An 18,642-nucleotide genomic window follows, 5' to 3' on the forward strand; every position below is an offset into this window, starting at 1 on the left:
GGCGAGAGAGGGGCCGCCGCCGCCCCAAGGGTCAGAGCAGGCTGATCGGGTAGCTGATGATCAGGCGGTTCTCATCGAAGGCATTGGTGCTGTAGTCCCGGCGCATCGTGGAGTTGCGCCATTTCACCGACAGGTTCTTCAGGGTGCCGGACTGGATCACGTAGGCCAGCTCCGATTCCCGCGCCCATTCCTTGCCGTCGTCGACGGTAGCGGTATGCACGTTGTCACCCTTGATGTAGCGGTTCATCAGGGTCAGGCCAGGCACGCCGAGGGCAGCGAAGTTGTAGTCGTGGCGCAACTGCCAGGAACGTTCCTTGGCGTTGTCGAAGCTGGAGTTGTAGCTGTCGTTGGCCAGTGTTCCGCCGCTGGTGCCGTTGACCCGCATCCACTGATCGTCACCGCTGACTTTCTGCAGGCCGACGTAGAAGGTGTTGCCGCCGTACTTGGCCGAGAGCATGGCCGAGGCGGTGCGGTTGTCCAGGTCGCCGGCGCGGGCCGAGCCGTCTTCCTTGCCGAGGAAGTAGCCGAGGTTGGCACCCAGGGTCCAGTCGCCCAGCGGCTGGCTGTGCACCAGGTTGATGTACTGCTGTTGGTAGATGTCCTTCAGTTGCGCGTTCCACAGGCCGACCATGGTGCGCTTTTCGTTGAAGGTGAACTCACCGCCGGCGAAGTTGAAGCGGTCCGAGGTGAAGGCCGCCTTGCCGTTCATGAACATGTCTTCCATGCTCGCGTCGTTGCGCGGGCTGTTGCCGCGGAACTGGCCGGCATAGAGGGTCAGGCCGTCGATTTCCTGGGAGGTGACCTGGCCGCCGCGGAAGGTCTGCGGCAGTGAGCGGCCGTCGTCGGAACGCAGGATCGGCAGCACTGGCATCCATTCGCCGACCTTCAGTTCGGTCTTGGAGATCTTCGCTTTCAGGGCCACACCGAGACGGCCGAAGTCGTCGGCCGGACGGCCATCGTCATGCACCGGCAGCAGGTGGGTGCCCGCCGTGCCCTTGCCGCCATCGAGCTTGACCGAGTACAGGCCGAGGATATCCACGCCGAAGCCGACGGTGCCTTGGGTGAAGCCCGATTTGGCGTCGAGGATGAAGCTCTGGGTCCATTCTTCGGCCTTGCCCTGGGGGTTGGCCGGGTCGACGAAGTTACGGTTGATGTAGAAGTTGCGCAGGTTGAGGTTGGCCTTGGCGTCCTCGAGAAAACCGCTTTCAGCGGCCATGGCGGGGAGGGCGCAGGTCATGGCGAGAACGCCGGGAAGCAGGTGCCGTGCTGTGTGCGGAGTGTTCTTCATCGATGTATCTCTTGTTTTTATGTAAGCCGAAACCATCCGCTGCGACTGGAAAGGCGCAGATCGGGTTGCGTGCTTTTTGGGTGTGCTTGGGGACAAGCGGCAGGGAGGATGGTGCTGTGCGGGGCGGGGGTGAATCAATTCGTTACAGGCGGTTTTGGGCGATAATCGAACACTAACTGAATAGTTAGTTTTATTTATTCAGGAAATCTCTGTGGACTTGAGGGCCTCATCGCTGGCAAGCCAGCTCCCACACCGCCGAACCTGTGGGAGCTGGCTTGCCAGCGATGAGGCCCTTGAGTGAACACCGATAAAAAAGCCCACCTGGGAGGTGGGCTCTTTGTTCACAGCGCTACAGCATCAACGCGAAGCCTGGGCATCCCCGGTCTTCTCGTACCAGCCGCCACCCAGTGCCTTGTACAGGTTCACCTCGCTGACCAGTTGCGACAGCCGGTCGCCGATCAGTGCCTGCTGCGCGCTGAACAGGTTGCGCTGGGCATCGAGGAACACCAGGTTGCTGTCGACGCCGATGCGGTAGCGACGCTCGGCCAGGCGGTAGTAATCCTGGTTGGCGGCGACCAGGTCGCGCTGGGCCTGCAACTGTTCGTTGTAGGTCTGGCGTGCGGCGAGGCCATCGGAGACTTCCTGGAAGGCGGTCTGGATGGTCTTTTCGTACCTGGCAACGTTGATGTCCTTCTGGATTTTCGAGTAATCCAGGCTGGCCTTCAGCGCACCGGCATTGAAGATTGGCAGGCTGATCGACGGCTGGAACAGCCAGGTACCCGAACCGCCCTTGAACAGCCCGTCCATGTCCGGGCTCAGGGTCCCTGCATTGGCGGTCAGGCTGATGCGCGGAAAGAATGCCGCACGGGCCGCGCCGATATTGGCGTTGGCCGCCTTGAGCAGGTGCTCGGCTTCCATGATGTCGGGGCGCCGGGTCAACAGGTCCGACGGCAGGCCGGCAGGCATTTCCGAAAGCAGGTCACTGTCCAGCGGCCTGGCCGCCGGCAGGTTCACCGGCAGCCCGGCACCGACCAGCAGGGTCAGGGCGTTGAGGTCCTGGGCCACCAGGCGCTGGTACTGCGCCAGCTTGACCCGCGCGCCTTCCACGGCGGTGCGCGACTGGCTCAGGTCGAGCGCCGACGCCACGCCGACTTCGGCGCTGCGCTGGGTCAGCTTGAAGCTTTCTTCGTAGGTCTTGAGGGTCTCTTCGGTCAGCTTGAGCAGCGACTGGTCGGCCTGCCAGGTGAACCAGGCGTTGGCGACGCTGGCCACCAGGGCGATCTGCGTCGAGCGACGCGCCTGCTCGCTGGACAGGTAGGTTTCCAGGGCCTGCTCGCTGAGGCTGCGCACCCGGCCGAACAGGTCCAGCTCGTAGGCGCTGACGCCGACGGTGGCCGAGTACTGGCTGGTGATGCCGGAGCGACCGGTCTGCGACATGTCCGCCGGGACCCGCTGGCGCGAACCGCTGGCGTCGGCCGACACCGCCGGGAACAGGTCGGCACGCTGGATGCGGTACTGGGCGCGGTAGGCGTCGATGTTCAACGCCGCGACACGCAGGTCGCGGTTGTTTTCCAGCGAGCTCTGGATCAGTTGCTGCAGCGCCGGATCATGGAAGAACTGGCGCCAGCCCTGTTCGGCCGCGGCGACCTGGGCCGACTCGGCCGGCGAGTACGCCGGGCCGGTCGGCCACTGGGCCGCCACCGGCGCCTCGGGGGTCTTGTACTCGGGGATCAGCGAGCAACCGCTCAGGATGAACGCGGTCACCGCCAGGGACATCAAGGACTTGGTCATTGCCCAGCCTCATAACGTGGGGTTTCAGGTGTGGCGTCTTCTTCCGGCTTCTTGCTGCCGAACCACGACGACACGCTTACGAAGAACAGCGGTACCCAGAAGATGGCCAGGATGGTCGCGGTGAGCATGCCGCCGATCACCCCGGTACCGATCGCGTGCTGGCTGCCCGAGCCTGCGCCGCTGGCGATGGCCAACGGTACCACGCCGAGGATGAATGCCAGCGAGGTCATGATGATCGGGCGCAGACGCATGCGGCAGGCCTCGATGGCCGCGTCGATCAGGCTGCGGCCCTGCTCGTGCAGTTCCTTGGCGAACTCGACGATCAGAATGGCGTTTTTCGCCGCCAGGCCGATGGTCGTCAACAGCCCCACCTGGAAGTACACGTCGTTGGACAGTCCGCGCAGGCTGGTGGCCAGCAGTGCACCAATGATCCCCAGGGGCACCACGAGCATGACCGCGATCGGGATCGACCAGCTTTCATACAGGGCGGCCAGGCAGAGGAACACCATCAGCAGCGACAGGGCATACAGGGCCGGTGCCTGGGAGCCCGACAGGCGCTCCTCGTAGGACAGGCCGGTCCAGGAGTAGCCGATACCAGACGGCAGTTGCGCGATGATCCGCTCGACTTCGGCCATGGCCTCGCCGGTACTATAGCCGGGAGCCGGCGCACCGAGGATTTCCACCGCCTCGACGCCGTTGTAGCGCGACAGCTTGGGCGAGCCGTAGATCCATTCGCCATGGGCGAAGGACGAGAACGGCACCATCTCGCCAGCCGCGTTGCGCACGTACCACTTCTGCAGGTCTTCCGGGCTCATCCGCGACGAAGCTTCGCCCTGGATGTAGACCTTCTTGACCCGGCCACGGTCGATGAAGTCGTTGACGTAGCTGGCACCCAGGGCAATCGACAGGGTGTTGTTGATATCGGCGATGGTCACGCCCAGGGCACTGGCGCGCTCGTCGTCGACGGTCAACTGGTACTGCGGTTCGTCGTTCAGGCCATTGGGACGTACTGCCGAGAGAATCTTGCTTTGCGCCGCCAGGCCGAGGAACTGGTTGCGCGCTTCCATCAGCTTGTTGTGGCCGACGCCGGCACGGTCCTGCAGGAACACGTCGAAACCGGTGGCGTTACCCAGCTCCAGTACCGCAGGCGGGGCGAAGGCGAACACCATGGCGTCGCGGAAGCTGAAGAAGTGCTGCTGGGCGCGGGCCGCCAGATTGAACACGTTGTTCTCGGCGGAGCGCTCGCCCCACGGCTTGAGCATGATGAAGGCCATGCCCGAGCTCTGGCCACGGCCGGCGAAGTTGAAGCCGGTCACGGTGAACACGGAAGAAACGGTGTCGGCTTCCTTGTCCAGCAGGTATTCGCGCATCTGGTCGACCACCACCTGGGTGCGCTCGGCACTGGAGCCGGCCGGGGTCTGCACCTGGGCGAACAGAACGCCCTGGTCTTCCTCGGGCAGGAACGCGGTAGGGATGCGGGTGAACAGCCAGACCATGCCGATCACGATCAGCAGGTACGCCAGTAGGTACGGCGCCTTGTGCCGCAGCATGTTGCCCACGCCACGTTCGTAGCTCTGCACGCTGCGGTCGAAGTTGCGGTTGAACCAGCCGAAGAAACCACGCTTGGCGGTGTGATGCTCGCCTTTCTTGATCGGCTTGAGCATGGTTGCGCACAGCGCCGGGGTGAAGATCAGCGCTACCAGCACCGACAGGGCCATGGCCGAGACGATGGTGATGGAGAACTGCTTGTAGATCACACCGGTGGAGCCGCCGAAGAACGCCATCGGCAGCAGTACCGCCGAAAGCACCAGGGCGATGCCCACCAGCGCACCCTGGATCTGGCCCATGGATTTCTTGGTCGCTTCCTTGGGCGATAGTCCCTCTTCGGTCATCACCCGCTCGACGTTTTCCACCACGACGATGGCGTCGTCCACCAATAGACCGATGGCCAGGACCATGCCGAACATGGTCAGGGTGTTGATGCTGAAGCCGGCCGCCGCGAGGATGCCGAAGGTGCCAAGCAGTACCACCGGCACCGTCATGGTGGTGATCACCGTGGCGCGGAAGTTTTGCAGGAACAGGTACATCACCAGGAACACCAGCACGATCGCTTCGATCAGGGTGTGGATCACACCGCTGATGGACTCGGTCACCACTGGCGTGGTGTCGTACGGGAAGACCGCTTTCATGCCCGGCGGGAAGAACGGCTCCAGGTCGGAGATGGTCTTGCGCAGGGCCTTGGCGGTATCCAGGGCGTTGGCGCCGGTGGCCAGTTTCACCGCCAGGCCGGAGGCCGGCTTGCCGTTGAACTGGGCGCTGACCGCATAGTTTTCACCGCCCAGGCCGACCTTGGCGACATCGCCCAGGCGCACCTGCGAACCGTCGCGGTTGACCTTTAGCAGGATCTTCTCGAACTGCTCGGCGGTCTGCAGGCGGGTCTTGCCGATGATGGTGGCGTTCAGTTGCTGGCCGGGCAGGGCGGGCAGGCCGCCAAGCTGGCCGGAGGACACCTGGACGTTCTGTGCGGCGACCGCGGTTTTGACATCGACCGGGGTCAGCTGGAATTTGTTCAGCTTGGCCGGGTCGAGCCAGATGCGCATGGCGTACTGGGCACCGAAGACCTGGAAGTCACCGACACCGGCGGTGCGGGAAATCGGGTCCTGCATGTTGGAGACGATGTAGTTGGCCAGGTCGTCCTTGGTCATGCTGCCGTCTTCGGAAACCAGGCCGATCACCAGCAGGAAGTTCTTCACTGCCTTGGTCACGCGGATACCCTGCTGCTGCACTTCTTGCGGCAGCAGCGGGGTGGCCAGGTTCAGCTTGTTCTGCACCTGGACCTGGGCCGTGTCGGGGTTGGTGCCCTGCTCGAAGGTCGCGGTAATGGTCATGCTGCCGTCGGAGTTACTTTCCGACGATACATAGCGAAGGTTGTCGATACCGTTGAGCTGCTGCTCGATCACCTGGACCACGGTGTCCTGCACGGTCTGCGCCGAAGCGCCCGGGTAGGTCACGGCGATGGCGATCGCCGGCGGAGCGATGCTCGGATACTGGTTGATCGGCAACTTGAGGATCGACAACGCCCCGACCAGCATGATCACCAGGGCGATCACCCAGGCGAAGATCGGGCGATCGATAAAGAATCTCGACATGGTTTACTCCCCTTTGGCCCCTGCGCTCGCGGCACTGGCCTGGGTTGGCTGGGCAGGCTTGACGTTGGTCGCATCGCTGACCTTCACCTCGATGCCTGGCTTGACGTACTGCAGGCCCTCGGTAATCAGGCGGTCACCGGCATTCAGGCCTTCTTCCACCAGCCAGTCGTTACCGACGGTGCGGCTGGCCTTGAGCTGGCGCAGCTCTACCTTGTTGTCCTGGTTGACCACCAGGGCAGTGGCCTGGCCTTTGAGGTCGCGGGTCACGCCTTGCTGCGGCGCGAGGATGGCGGTTTCGTTGACGCCGTTGTTCAGGCGGGCATGCACGAACATGCCGGGCAGCAGGTTGTGTTCCGGGTTGGGGAACACGGCACGCAGGGTCACCGAGCCGGTGGTTTCGTCGACCGATACTTCCGAGAACTCCAGGCGACCTTTCTGCTTGTAATCGCTGCCATCTTCCAGCTTCAGGCTGACTTCGGCGGCGTTGTCGCCAACCTTCTTCAGCTTGCCGCTCTCCAGCTCGCGACGCAGCTTGAGCAGTTCGGCGGAAGACTGCGTCACATCGACGTAGATCGGGTCGAGCTGCTGGATGGTGGCCATGGCCGTGGCCTGGCCGTTGCTGACCAGGGCACCTTCGGTGACTGCGGAGCGACCGATACGGCCGCTGAGCGGGGCGAGCACCTTGGTGTAGCGCAGATCGATCTCGGCGCTTTTCAGCGTGGCTTCAGCCTGCAAACGTTTGGCCAATGCATCGTCGTAGTCCTGGCGGCTGATGGCGCGTTCGTCCACCAACTGCTTGTAGCGATCGGACAGCGAGCGGGTCGATTGCAGGTTGGCCTTGGCGCTGGCCAGGGTCGCTTCGTAGACCGACGGGTCGATCTGGTAGAGCTGCTGGCCTTCCTTCACCTCCGAGCCTTCCTTGAACAGGCGCTTGAGGATGATGCCGTTGACCTGTGGACGTACTTCCGCCACCCGGTACGCGATGGTGCGGCCCGGCAGGTCGGAGACGAGGGTATAGGATTGCGGCTGGAGGGTGACGACGCCGACCTGAGGAGCCTGCGCCACGGGCGCCGCTTCTTCCTTTTTACAGCCGCTGAGCAGTGTTGCCAGGGCGACGGCGGATACCAGAGCGGTAACAGCTGGCTTGAGTTGCATGAAGATCCTCGGGTCAGAATAGAGCTGAAGACGCTCAAGAATAATGGAAAACGGATTAAGGAAAATTAACGGGTCCGGCTAGATAAGTAGCATGCTAAGGAATATACTTACATTCATGCTTGTTTGTAAATACCCGCTACCTTGTCAAATACAAGCTGCAAGGCGCGATACCAGAACTCCCGGCGGGCGCCCTGAACAAGGCCGCCGCCGCTCAGAACCCGGTTACCCGACGCAGGCGACCGGCTCCTTGATGAGGTTGTACTGCCATGGTCCGTCGAACCAAAGAGGAAGCACAGGAAACCCGTAACCAGATTCTCGAAGCTGCGGAAAAAGCCTTCTACAAGCGTGGAATAGCGCGTACCACCCTGGCGGATATCGCCGAGCTGGCGGGCGTCACCCGGGGAGCCATCTATTGGCACTTCGATAACAAGGCCGAACTGGTCGAAGCGCTGCTCGACAGCCTGCAGGAACCGCTGGACGCCCTGGCCCGCGCCAGCGAAAGCGAGGACGAACCCGACCCGCTGGGTTGCATGCGCAAACTGCTGGTGCAGTTGATGCACCGGATGGCCAGTGATCCGAAAACCCGGCGCATCAATGAGATTCTTCATCACAAGTGCGAATTCACCGATGAAATGTGCGAGATCCGCGCCCAGCGGCAGAACGCGACGATCGATTGTCACGAGCGCATCACCCGTAGCCTGAGCAATGCCGTCAAGCGCGGGCAGTTGCCAGCCGATACCGATCCGCAGCGTGCGGCGCTGGCCATGTTCGCTTACATCGACGGGCTGATCCGGCGCTGGCTGCTGCTGCCGGACAGCTTCGACCTGCTCGGCGATGCCGAACGCTGGATCGATGCGGGGCTGGACATGCTGCGCTTGAGCCCCTCCCTGCGCAATTGAGGTTTTGTGAGCATTTGTGAATCTTTGTATTTCCAGATTCCGTTGGTAGTGTAGGCGCCGGTCCAGACGAAAGTCGGACCGGCGTCAACATTATGTAGGCTTGGGTCCGTCCGGATACTTAGCTGGCTAATTAAATTTTCTTCATCGAGTCCGCACATGACCGCGCAAACCCCGACAATGAAAGGCGCCGATCAACCGCTGCGGGGGATCGCCCTGATCTGTATGGCGGTCTTGCTGTTCGCCAGCCACGACGCCTTGTCCAAGTACCTGTCCGGGTTCTATGCCATCGTCATGGTGGTATGGGCGCGCTATGTGGTTCACACCCTGCTGATGCTGGTGGTATTCGTGCCGCGCACCGGGCTCTCGGCGGTGGTGCGTACGCGGCGGCCATTGCTGCAACTGGCTCGAGCGCTGTGCCTGATCGGCACCAGCCTGCTTTTCACCACAGGTCTGCGCTATATCCCGCTGGCCGAAGCGACTGCGGTCAACTTCCTCGCGCCCTTGATGGTCACTGCGCTGTCGGTGCCATTGCTCGGCGAGCGGGTTACCCGAGGACAATGGATGGCCGTGTCGGCAGGCTTTATCGGTGTGCTGATCGTGATCCGACCGGGCGGTGCGCTGTTCACCCCAGCGATCCTCCTGCCCCTGGGCTCGGCCTTCTGCTTCGGCTGCTACCAGTTGCTCACCCGCAAGCTCAGCGCCACCGACAGCCCGACCACCAGCAACTTCCTTACCGGCATCTTCAACAGCCTGATCATGACTGCCCTGGTGCCGTTCTTCTGGACCCTGCCCAGCTTCACCCACGGCCTGTTCATGATTGGCCTGGGCACCTGCGGCATGCTCGGCCACATGCTCCTGACCTCGGCGTTCAAACATGCGGCGCCGGCCATGCTGGCGCCGTTCAGTTACGGGCAGATCCTCTTTGCCGGAATGTTCGGCTACCTGGTCTTTGGCCACAGCCCGGATATCTACGGCGTGGTCGGCATCGCCATCATCTGCCTCAGCGGCCTGGCCGTGGCCTGGGTGCAGCGGCGCGGCTGATCAGTGCCCACGCAGTTCGCGGTTGGGCAGGGCCAGCGCCGCGGCCAGGCCCAGCAGCGAAATCGAGGCGCTGCCCAGCAGCAGGTTGCGGAAGGTCACCGACAGTTCGGCCTGTACCTGGAGACTCGCCTCGCCGGTACGCAGGCTGCCCAGCAGGGCCTCGCCGGCCAGCGCATAGCCACCGTCCTGCAGCATCGCCAGCAACAGCGCCGACATCAGTGCCACGCCCATCGCACCGCCGAGGGAGCGGAACAGGTTGGTGGTACTGGTGGCGACGCCGATATCCTGCGGCTGCACCGAACTCTGTGCCGCCACCAGCGAGGTCGGGAACTGCGTGCCGCCGGCGATGCCGGTCAGCAGCATGAAGAAGCCACTGAGCAGGGTGGCTGACGGCGGGCTGAACGCCATGCCGATGATCGCCAGCGGCATCAGCACACTACCGAACAGGATCTGCGGCTTGAAGCGCCCGGTCAGGTTGGTCAGGCGACCCGCACTATAGGCGCCGATCGGCAGGCCCATGGCCAGCGGCAGCAAGTGTAGCGCCGCGCTGTCGGCGCCGGCGCCAGTGATGCTCTGGTAGCGCAGAGGCATCAGCATGGTCAGGGAGATGGCCTGGAAACTGGTGAAGAAGATCGCGCACCAGCACAGCACCGCCACCTTGTTGCCGAACAGCTTCAAGGGCAGCAACGGCTCCGGTGCACGGCGCTCATACAGGATGAACAGGGTCAGGCCGACCAGCGCCACCCCGAGCAGTGCCAGCACCGCCTCGCCATGCCAGGCATGGCCCTGGCCGATCAGGGTAATGGCCAGCAGCAGGCTGGTCAGGCCGAGGATCAGCAGCAGCGCGCCGGGGTAGTCCACCCTGGCTGCCCGTTGTGGCGTCGCCAGCCCGCGCAGGCTGTTGCGTGTCACCCACCAGGCGACCAGGCCCAGTGGCAGATTCAGCCAGAACACCCAGCGCCATGACAGGTACTCGGTCAGCAAGCCGCCCAATACCGGCCCGACCACGCTGGCGGCGGCGTACATGCTGCTGAAGTAGCCCTGGTAGCGCCCGCGTTCCCGTGGCGGGACCAGATCGCCAAGGATCGCCTGGCTCACCGAGACCATGCCGCCCGCGCCGATGCCCTGGATCACCCGCGCCAGTACCAGCTGTTCCATGCTCTGGGCCATGGCACAGAACACCGAGGCCAAGGTGAAGATCGCCGTACCGCCGAGGATCATTCGCCGACGGCCATAGAGATCGCCCAGCTTGCCGTAGATCGGCGTGGCCACGGTCATTGCCACCATATAGCCGGAAATCACCCAGGCCAGCAGGCCGACATCATTGAACTGCGCGGAAATCGCCGGCATGGACACGGCAATGATGGTCTGGTCGAGGGCACCGAGAAAGATCGCCAGCATCAGGGCGACGAGCACGGTACGGATGGCGGGTTGGGGTGGTGTGGTGGGTAGGGTCACGGCGGGGCTCGGATGTTTTTTCACGCGAGTTTAACCGATAGCTTGCTAAGCGTCTTCACAGGCCTCATCGCTGGCAGCGGTGCATACAATCCCTGTGGGAGCTGGCTTGCCAGCGATGAGGCCGCTACAGGCGACCCCTATCTCAACGCGCTAAGCGTGGCCGTATGCGGCACACAATGGACCAGCGAACAACTCGCCGCGGACCAGGGCTGGTTACGCGCCTGCTCGACCCGCCAGGCAGCTGTGGCATACAGCCCCATGACGGCGGCGATGGCGAAGACGACCGCGCATTTCCTGGATTTGACACCCATGATGCTGACCTCCCGCTACGACACACCCTGCTACAAGCCTAGTTCACTTATGACAGGTCGCGATCCCATTCCGGCGGATCGGTGAAGCGTTCGGCGAGGAAGTCCAACATGCTGCGCAAGGTCGCCGGCATATGCTTGCGCGAGGTGTACACCGCATGCAGGTTCAGGGTCTTCGGCCGGGCCTGGGGCAGCAGTTGCACCAATTCGCCACTGCGCAGCGGCCGGTGTGCCAGGTAGGTCGGCAGCATGGCGATACCGGCGCCGGCCAGGGCCGCCTGTTGCAAGGTCAGGGCCTCGTTGGCGCTGATAGTGCCCTGGATCGGTACCGACACGTTTTCCCCGTCCACCTCGAAATGCCAGAGGCTATGGCCGAAGTAGGAATGGGTCAGGCAATTGTGCCGGGCCAGTTCCTGCACCGTTTGTGGCAGCGGATGCTCGCGCAGGTAGGCCGGGGCGGCGCAGATCACCGAGCGGCAAACGCTCAGGCGCCGGGCGATCAGGTTGGGATCGATATCGTTGCTGGTACGGATCGCCAGGTCGATGCGTTCGTCCACCAGGTTGACGGTGCGATCGAGCATCTGCAGGTCGATCCTGACCTGGGGATAACGGCGCACGTATTCGGTGATCGCCTCTAGCAACTGCGCCTGGCCGAACGAAGTGCTCACGCTGATGCGCAATTCTCCCCGGGGCGTCTGGTCCGGGGTCGCGACGGCGGCCTGCAGGTCACCGGCCAGCTCCAGCATTTGTCGGCAGCGTGGCAGGGTTTCCTTGCCGGCGGCAGTCAGGCTCAGCTTGCGGGTGGTGCGCTGCATCAGGCGCGCGCCGACCCAATCCTCAAGGTCCGCCAGGTAGCGGGATATGACCGGGCGCGACATATCCAGGTGATCGGCAGCGGCGGACTGGCTGCCGAGATCGACCACGGTGACGAAGACCCGCATGGCGGTGAGACGGTCCATTGATCTGTCCGGTTTCAGAAACAAACTATGCGCAAGAATCGCATTTTTTGCCCCGGATCGCGCAACTAAGCTGTGCTCAGTCGTCGTCTTCGAGACAGGTTCAACTCTCAGTGGAGGTTTGTCATGAGCAAGATCGCAATCATCGGTGCAACCGGCCGTGCCGGCAGCCAGTTGCTGGAAGAAGCCCTGCGCCGTGGCCATAGCGTCACCGCCATCGCCCGGGACCCGGCGAAACTGCAGGGCCGCGCCGGGGTGAACGCCGTGGCACTGGACATCAAGGATGGCGCGGCGCTGGCCAAGGCCCTGGCCGGGCACGATGCGGTGCTGAGCGCTGCGCACTTCACCGGGATCCCCGCGCAGACCCTGCTGGCGCCGGCAAAGCAGGCCGGGGTCAAGCGCGTACTGGTGGTGGGTGGGGCAGGCAGCCTGCTGCTGCCGGACGATTCGCGGGTGATCGACAGCCCGGACTTCCCCGAGGCCTACAAGGCCGAGGCCAGCGCGGGTGCGGTCTATCTGGAAACGTTGAAGCAGGAGCAGGACCTGGACTGGACCTTCCTCTCGCCTTCCGCGGAGTTCGTGGAAGGCCCGCGGACCGGGTCGTACAAGTTGGGCAAGGATCATCTGCTGATCGGTGCCGATGGCAGGAGCTGGATCACCTTTGCCGACTACGCAATTGCCTTGCTGGATGAGCTGGAACAGCCGAAGCATTCGCGGCAGCGGTTCACTGTGGGTTATTGATTGACCTTTCGGGCCTCATCGCTGGCAAGCCAGCTCCCACTGACCTTGTGGGAGCTGGCTTGCCAGCGATGAGGCCCGAAAGATCACCGCCTCCGTGCCTGCTCCCTCAACCATGCAACAAGCTCCACCAACCCCGGTGCCGCCACCTTTCCCGGCCTTGCCAGGTAGTAACCCTTCCCGGTAGGCACCTTCAAATCGAATGGCATTACCAACCTGCCGCCGACCAGATCATCCCCGATCAACGCCCAATCCCCGATCGCCACCCCGGTTCCTTGGGAGGCCATGGCCATCGCCATATCCAGCGTCTCGAAATGCTGGCGCCGGCCCTGGATCTCCAGCCCGCTTCCGGCCGCCTCCAGCCAGGTCTGCCAATCCCGTTCGTCCCGAGTCGGGTGCAGCAGCATGTGCCCGGCCAGATCCGCCACCTCGCGCAGCGGCGTGGTACCCGCCAGCAAATGCGGCGAGCAGACCGGCGTCAGTTGCTCGTCGAACAGTTTCAATGCCTCGCCCTCCGGCTCGGCGCCATAGACCACCGCCGCATCGAAGCCCTCCCGGCGAAAATCCACCCCGTGCTGGATGGTGGTGGTCAGTTCCACCGGCACGTCCGGCCGCAACGCCTGCCATTCCATCAACCGTGGCAGCAGCCAGCGCATCACGCAGGTCGGCGCTTTCAATTGCAGGGTGCCGCGTGGCGCGCCGATCTGCTGCACGCCGTCTTCGATCAGGCTGAACACCTGCTGTACCCGGGCAGCCATTCCTGCCCTTCGCGGGTCAGGCTCAAACCGCGGGCCTGGCGGATGAACAGCGGATAGCCGAGGTGTTCCTCGAGCCCGGCGATCTGCCGGCTGACCGCCCCCTGGGTCAGGTGCAACTGCTGGGCGGCACGGGTGAAGTTGCAGCATTGGGCCGTCACCAGGAAGGTATGCAGGGCGGCAAGGGGAGGGAGTCGTTTCATCGGAATAAGCCATGATCTGGGCGCATGGCTAGTATGAGGAACTTTGCCTTGTGCCGGTAGCCGCCCGGCGGTCCAATGAAGGCCTGGCCCCGAACACAGACAATAGGCTCACGAACATGGCGACTTGCGGCGAAGTGCTGGTAAAACTCCTCGAAAACTACGGTGTGGACCATGTGTTCGGCATCCCGGGCGTGCACACCGTGGAACTCTATCGAGGCCTCGCGGCGTCCGCTATCCGGCATATCACCCCGCGCCACGAGCAAGGCGCCGGCTTCATGGCTGACGGTTATTCGCGTACCCGTGGCAAACCTGGCGTGTGTTTCATCATCACCGGCCCGGGCATGACCAACATCACCACCGCCATGGGCCAGGCCTACGCCGATTCGATCCCGATGCTGGTGATTTCCAGCGTGCAATCGCGCAGCGCCCTGGGCGGCGGGCGGGGCAAGTTGCATGAACTGCCGAACCAGAGCGAACTGGTTCGCGGTGTCGCTGCCTTTTCCCATACCCTGATGTCCGCCGACGACCTGCCGCAAGTCCTGGCCCGTGCCTTTGCCGTGTTCGATGGCGCACGTCCGCGGCCTGTGCATATCGAGATTCCGCTGGATGTGATCGTCGAGCCGGCCGATCACCTGCTGGGCAGCGAGCCGGTGCGCGTCGAGCGTGCCGCCGCAGCTCCGGGCACAGCGGCGAAAATGGCCGCCCTGCTGGCCAGTGCCCGTCGTCCGCTGATTCTTGCCGGTGGCGGCGCCATCGGCGCCAGCGCCTCGCTGACCCGCCTCGCCGAGTACCTCCAGGCGCCGACCGCGCTGACCATCAATGCCAAGGGCACGTTGCCGTCCCGTCATCCGCTGCTGATCGGCTCGACCCAGTCCCTGGCCGCCACCCGTGAGCTGGTGCGCGAGGCCGATGTGGTACTGGCCATTGGCACGGAACTGGCCGAGACCGACTACGACGTCACCTTCAAGGGTGGCTTCGAGATCCCCGGCACCCTGCTGCGCATCGACATCGACCCGGACCAGACCGTACGCAACTACCCGCCGAAGCTGGCCATGGTCGCCGATGCCGGGCATGCCTGCGATGCGCTGCTGCATGCCCTTGGCGACCAGCCATCACCGGTTCGCGCCGGTGAGTGGGGCCCGGCCCGCGCGGCGCGGCTGAAAGAAACCCTGGCCGCACAGTGGGACGACGCGGCAACCGCCCAGACCCTGTTCCTCGATACCATTCTTGAAGCCTTGCCACAGGCCGTGCTGGTGGGCGATTCGACCCAGCCGGTGTACACCGGCAACCTGACCCTCGATCTGGACCATCCGCGCCGCTGGTTCAATGCGTCCACTGGCTACGGCACCCTTGGATATGCCCTGCCGGCGGCCATGGGGGCCTGGCTGGGCAGTGCGCAGGAAGCCGCACAGCGCCTGCCGGTGGTCTGCCTGATCGGCGACGGTGGTATCCAGTTCACCTTGCCCGAGCTGGCCAGTGCCGTGGAGGCACAGGTGCCACTAATCGTCCTGTTGTGGAACAACCAGGGCTACGAGGAAATCAAGCGCTACATGGTCAACCGCGATATCGAACCGGTGGGCGTGGATATCCACACGCCGGACTTCGTCACCATCGCCAGGGGCTTCGGCTGCGCGGCGCAAGCGGTGAGTGAAGTCCAGGCCCTGAAGGCGGCGCTGGTCGCCGCTGCCGGTCGCCAGGGACCGACGCTGATCGAGATCGACCAGCGTCGCTGGACCGACAACGCCCTGGATTAAATCGCGTTACGCAGGCGCGCCATATCCCGCAACGGGGGCGCGCCGTACAGCCGGCTGTATTCGCGGCTGAATTGCGACGGGCTTTCATAGCCGACCCGATAACCTGCCACCGCCGCCTCCAGGCCATCGTTGAGCATCAGCCGACGAGCTTCCTGGAGGCGCAGTTGTTTCTGGTACTGCAGCGGGCTCATCGACGTCACCGACTTGAAACGGTGATGCAGTGCCGAGACGCTCAGGTTCACCTCCCGGGCCAGGTCCTCGATGCGCAGCGGCTTGTCGTAGTAGTCGTTGAGCCACTGGATCGCCTGGCAGACCCGATGGGTCTGGCTGTTGGACATGGCGATTTCATACAGGCGGTGGCCCTGTTTCCCGCGCAACAGGCGGTAAAGGATTTCCCGTCGGATCAACGGTGCCAACACCGGGATGTCCTTCGGCGTATCCAGCAGGCGGATCAGGCGAATCAGCGCGTCCAGCAGCGCCGGGTCTAGGCGCTCGACGAACAGCCCGCGCTCGGACGCCGCCGGCACGCCCATGGGCCCGGCATCGGCGATCAGGTTGTTGATTTCTGCGGGGTCGATGTCCAGGCGAATGCCCAGGCTCGGGTTTTCCGGGCTGGCATCCAGGTACACGCCGCTGATCGGCATGGCCACCGACACCACCATGTAATGCAGCGGGTCGTAGACATAGCGCTCGTCGCCCAGGTGCACGGCCTTGCTGCCCTGGGCCAGGATGCACAGGGCAGGGTGGGCCAGCGTCGGCATGGAGCGGATGTTCTCTTCATGGCGGACCAGGAACAGGCCATTGATCGCCGGCGAGTCGACGTGTCGGCGGACCAGGTCGGCAAGGGCTTCACGCAGCGATTCGAGGGCAGGATCGAGAGGTTCGGCGGATGACATGGACGAGCTTCCTCAGCAGGATTTTCGCAGCATAGGTTTGTGCAAGTCCCGGCGCTAGCCGAAAGCTGTCGGGTTCTTGCACGATCCTGCCGGGACAGGCGGATCGCTACCAACCTTAAGCGATTGGCCTGTCCCGGGGGATTCATGGCGCCGCCTGGGCGTTTCATCGACTGCCCGGCCGTCTCATGGTCGTCATGCAGGATCAGGCAATTTACCGACAGCATCGGCCTAACGGCGATGGCGGCGGGCTGGCTAATCTTGGCAGCCTGGCAGTTTCCCCTGACCGCTTCAAAGGAGCACCGCACATGACGACATCTCGACCGGTCAGCCATCTCTCCTTCGTGCGCGCCAGTGCAGGGCGCTCGGCAGAGCTGGGCGAACGTCTTCAACAATTGCGCGAGCCGACCCGCAGCACCCCGGGTTGCCTGGGCTTCAGCCTGCAACGCTCGTCTTGCGACAGCCACCTCTGGTTGCTCAGCAGTCAGTGGCAGGATCCGTCGGCGATGAACGACTACTTTCACTCGCCCAGCCTGCAACTGTTCGGCGAACTGGTGCAGGCACGGGTTCTGGAGAGCCTCGATCTGCACACCTTCAGCTAGAATGACGGCCTTTTTCGCAATCATCGGGTTTGACGACAATGGCGCGCAGGGTATTCGTAGGGTTTGAAGCGGTCGCGGCGATGGTGCCCACCGAGGGTGGCTACCATGCCGCGATCGCGGTAAAAGGCCTGGGCGCCGTGGGCGCGCCGACCTTCCACAAGGTACTCGATGGCCAGGTGTTCAAGACCGCCACGGCCGCCGACGAAGCGGCGAATGCCGAACTGCAGCGCCTGCAAGGCGTCAGCGCCGACGCCGAGCTGGTCTGGTAGGCGCGCTTCAGCGCTGCGGGCGGCCCATCTTGAACAGGTTGCCCAATTCGAAATAGTCCGCCGGGCCGCCGCCACGCAGGATCGGCTCGGCGGCGGCGGTATCGTAGATACCGTCCTTGAGCAGATGCTCGGCAATATGCACCGCCACCACTTCGCCCAGGATCAGCCAGCTGGGTACCGGTTCCTGATCGGCGCGCTTGAGCTGGATGATCTGGCTCACCTTGCACTCGAATGACACCGGGCTCTCCTGGACCCGCGGCACCGCGATCACCCGCGAGGCTGCCGGGGTCAGCTGGCTCAGGGCGAACTCATCGACCTCCGGCGCGACTGGCGCGCAGCTTTGGTTCATCGCCTCGGCCAGCGGACGGGTGGCCAGGTTCCAGGCGAACTCACCGGTCTGCTCGATATTGTTCAGGCTGTCTTTGCGCCCGACGCTGCAGAAACCGATGATCGGCGGAATGTAGTTGAAGGCGTTGAAGAAACTGTAGGGCGCCAGGTTCAGGCGGCCTTCGGTGTCGTGGGAAGAGATCCAGCCGATCGGGCGCGGACCGACGATGGCATTGAACGGATCATGGGGCAGGCCGTGGCCTTTGGCGGGTTCGTAGTAGTACATCGGGCGGGCCTTGTTGGCGGGTACAGGGGGAAGGACACCTAGTGTGCCAAGAGTGGCGGGCCCTGAAAACGATTAAGCCCGGCCGAAGCCGGGCTGTGGAAGGTGAAACCGCAGGTCTTAGCTGAAGCGATGGGCCTGGGTGCGGTCGAAACCGTCGGCGGCGAATTGAGCGCCCTTGGTGCGATCGAAGCCATCCTCGGCGAATTTGGCACCGTTGGTGCGATCGAAGCCGTCTTCAGCGAATTTGGCGCCGTGGGTGCGATCGAAACCGTCTTCGGCGAATTTGGCAGCGCCGGTGTGATCGAAACCATCTTCGGCGACTGCGGCCGCGTGGGTTTGCGCCTGGCTGAAGTTATGGCTGCCAGTACGGTCGAAGCCGTCGGCGGCAAAAGCGTTGGCGGTCAGGACAGAGAAAGCCAGGGTCAGGATCAGTTTGCTTTTCATGGTGGTTGCTCCGGGGTAGTGAGTGGGTTGCTTGTTTCTATGGGTTTGATACTACGCCGATTAATTTGATTAAAAAGCGCAAAAAATCGGCCATAAGGATCGACTAAATCGATTTAATGGCATTCGCGGATCCCTGTGGGAGCGGGTTCACCCGCGATTACGTCAGTGAATTCACCACCGTAATCGCGGGTGAACCCGCTCCCACAGGGATCTGCGCCGCTCAAAGGAAAAATGAAAGAATTTTCACCTACGCATTTTTCATTTTTCACCCACGCTTTTTTCATCGCTCCCTGAGCAATCTCCGCGGCAATCGACCCTGGAGCGAC

General features: G+C 63.5%; 15 protein-coding genes and 1 pseudogene. 6 read left to right on the forward strand and 10 right to left on the reverse strand.

Going from position 1 to position 18,642, the window contains the following annotated elements; translation table 11 throughout:
- Positions 1-31: 31 nt before the first annotated feature.
- The 4 genes from CSV86_RS01065 to CSV86_RS01080 form a co-directional block, all read right to left on the reverse strand.
- The gene (locus CSV86_RS01065; RefSeq protein ID WP_037060729.1) at positions 32-1,288 is read right to left on the reverse strand and encodes an OprD family porin; all 1,257 of its coding nucleotides are present in this window, start codon (positions 1,286-1,288) and stop codon (positions 32-34) included.
- A 357-nt stretch (positions 1,289-1,645) separates the two neighbouring features.
- Positions 1,646-3,079 (reverse strand): AdeC/AdeK/OprM family multidrug efflux complex outer membrane factor, encoded by a 1,434-nt coding sequence (adeC, locus tag CSV86_RS01070; protein ID WP_009401178.1) that lies wholly within the window; start codon positions 3,077-3,079, stop codon positions 1,646-1,648.
- Positions 3,076-6,228 carry a multidrug efflux RND transporter permease subunit TtgB gene (gene ttgB, locus CSV86_RS01075; RefSeq protein ID WP_009401177.1) on the reverse strand — a complete coding sequence of 1,051 codons (3,153 nt, stop codon included), beginning with the start codon at positions 6,226-6,228 and terminating at the stop codon, positions 3,076-3,078. The genes adeC and ttgB overlap by 4 nt, the downstream gene beginning before the upstream one ends.
- A gap of 3 nt (positions 6,229-6,231) precedes the next feature.
- Positions 6,232-7,383, reverse strand: coding sequence for an efflux RND transporter periplasmic adaptor subunit (locus tag CSV86_RS01080; RefSeq protein WP_009401176.1), 1,152 nt, complete (start codon positions 7,381-7,383; stop codon positions 6,232-6,234).
- Between the two features lie 266 nt (positions 7,384-7,649).
- Between CSV86_RS01080 and CSV86_RS01085 the strand changes: the two genes are divergently transcribed.
- Both CSV86_RS01085 and CSV86_RS01090 read left to right on the forward strand, forming a co-directional pair.
- Positions 7,650-8,282, forward strand: coding sequence for a TetR family transcriptional regulator (locus CSV86_RS01085; RefSeq protein ID WP_009401175.1), 633 nt, complete (start codon positions 7,650-7,652; stop codon positions 8,280-8,282).
- 156 nt (positions 8,283-8,438) lie between these two features.
- A complete protein-coding gene (locus CSV86_RS01090; RefSeq protein WP_009401174.1) occupies positions 8,439-9,323 on the forward strand; it encodes a DMT family transporter in 885 nt (294 codons plus the stop codon).
- On the opposite strand, the gene CSV86_RS01095 is transcribed toward CSV86_RS01090, so the two are convergent.
- Positions 9,324-10,724 (reverse strand): MDR family MFS transporter, encoded by a 1,401-nt coding sequence (locus CSV86_RS01095; protein WP_009401173.1) that lies wholly within the window; start codon positions 10,722-10,724, stop codon positions 9,324-9,326.
- Positions 10,725-11,139: 415 nt separating this feature from the next.
- Positions 11,140-12,048: a LysR family transcriptional regulator gene (locus CSV86_RS01100; RefSeq protein WP_009401172.1), complete on the reverse strand. Its 909-nt coding sequence runs from the start codon at positions 12,046-12,048 to the stop codon at positions 11,140-11,142.
- A gap of 123 nt (positions 12,049-12,171) precedes the next feature.
- Between CSV86_RS01100 and CSV86_RS01105 the strand changes: the two genes are divergently transcribed.
- On the forward strand, positions 12,172-12,786 hold the full coding sequence (locus tag CSV86_RS01105; RefSeq protein ID WP_009401171.1) for an NAD(P)-dependent oxidoreductase: 615 nt from the start codon (positions 12,172-12,174) through the stop codon (positions 12,784-12,786).
- A gap of 83 nt (positions 12,787-12,869) precedes the next feature.
- Here the strand turns inward: CSV86_RS01105 and CSV86_RS01110 are convergent.
- Positions 12,870-13,741, reverse strand: a pseudogene (locus CSV86_RS01110) (LysR substrate-binding domain-containing protein).
- Between the two features lie 116 nt (positions 13,742-13,857).
- Between CSV86_RS01110 and CSV86_RS01115 the strand changes: the two are divergent.
- Positions 13,858-15,495 (forward strand): 5-guanidino-2-oxopentanoate decarboxylase, encoded by a 1,638-nt coding sequence (locus tag CSV86_RS01115; protein ID WP_009401169.1) that lies wholly within the window; start codon positions 13,858-13,860, stop codon positions 15,493-15,495.
- Here CSV86_RS01115 and CSV86_RS01120 read toward each other — a convergent pair.
- Positions 15,492-16,391 (reverse strand): AraC family transcriptional regulator, encoded by a 900-nt coding sequence (locus CSV86_RS01120; protein ID WP_009401168.1) that lies wholly within the window; start codon positions 16,389-16,391, stop codon positions 15,492-15,494. The two genes, CSV86_RS01115 and CSV86_RS01120, sit on opposite strands and share 4 nt — an antisense overlap.
- Positions 16,392-16,696: 305 nt before the next feature.
- Between CSV86_RS01120 and CSV86_RS01125 the strand changes: the two genes are divergently transcribed.
- On the forward strand, positions 16,697-16,990 hold the full coding sequence (locus CSV86_RS01125) for an antibiotic biosynthesis monooxygenase family protein (protein WP_009401167.1): 294 nt from the start codon (positions 16,697-16,699) through the stop codon (positions 16,988-16,990).
- Between the two features lie 38 nt (positions 16,991-17,028).
- Positions 17,029-17,259 (forward strand): hypothetical protein, encoded by a 231-nt coding sequence (locus CSV86_RS01130; protein ID WP_009401166.1) that lies wholly within the window; start codon positions 17,029-17,031, stop codon positions 17,257-17,259.
- Positions 17,260-17,266: 7 nt separating this feature from the next.
- Here CSV86_RS01130 and CSV86_RS01135 read toward each other — a convergent pair whose 3' ends face one another.
- Both CSV86_RS01135 and CSV86_RS01140 read right to left on the reverse strand, forming a co-directional pair.
- Positions 17,267-17,872, reverse strand: coding sequence for a flavin reductase family protein (locus CSV86_RS01135; RefSeq protein ID WP_009401165.1), 606 nt, complete (start codon positions 17,870-17,872; stop codon positions 17,267-17,269).
- Between the two features lie 117 nt (positions 17,873-17,989).
- Entirely contained in the window at positions 17,990-18,316 is a 327-nt protein-coding gene (locus CSV86_RS01140) for a hypothetical protein (protein ID WP_009401164.1), read from the reverse strand.
- Between the last annotated feature and the right edge of the window lie 326 nt (positions 18,317-18,642).

Origin of the sequence: Pseudomonas bharatica CSV86, from assembly GCF_000319305.2 — a bacterium.
Taxonomy (GTDB): domain Bacteria; phylum Pseudomonadota; class Gammaproteobacteria; order Pseudomonadales; family Pseudomonadaceae; genus Aquipseudomonas; species Aquipseudomonas bharatica.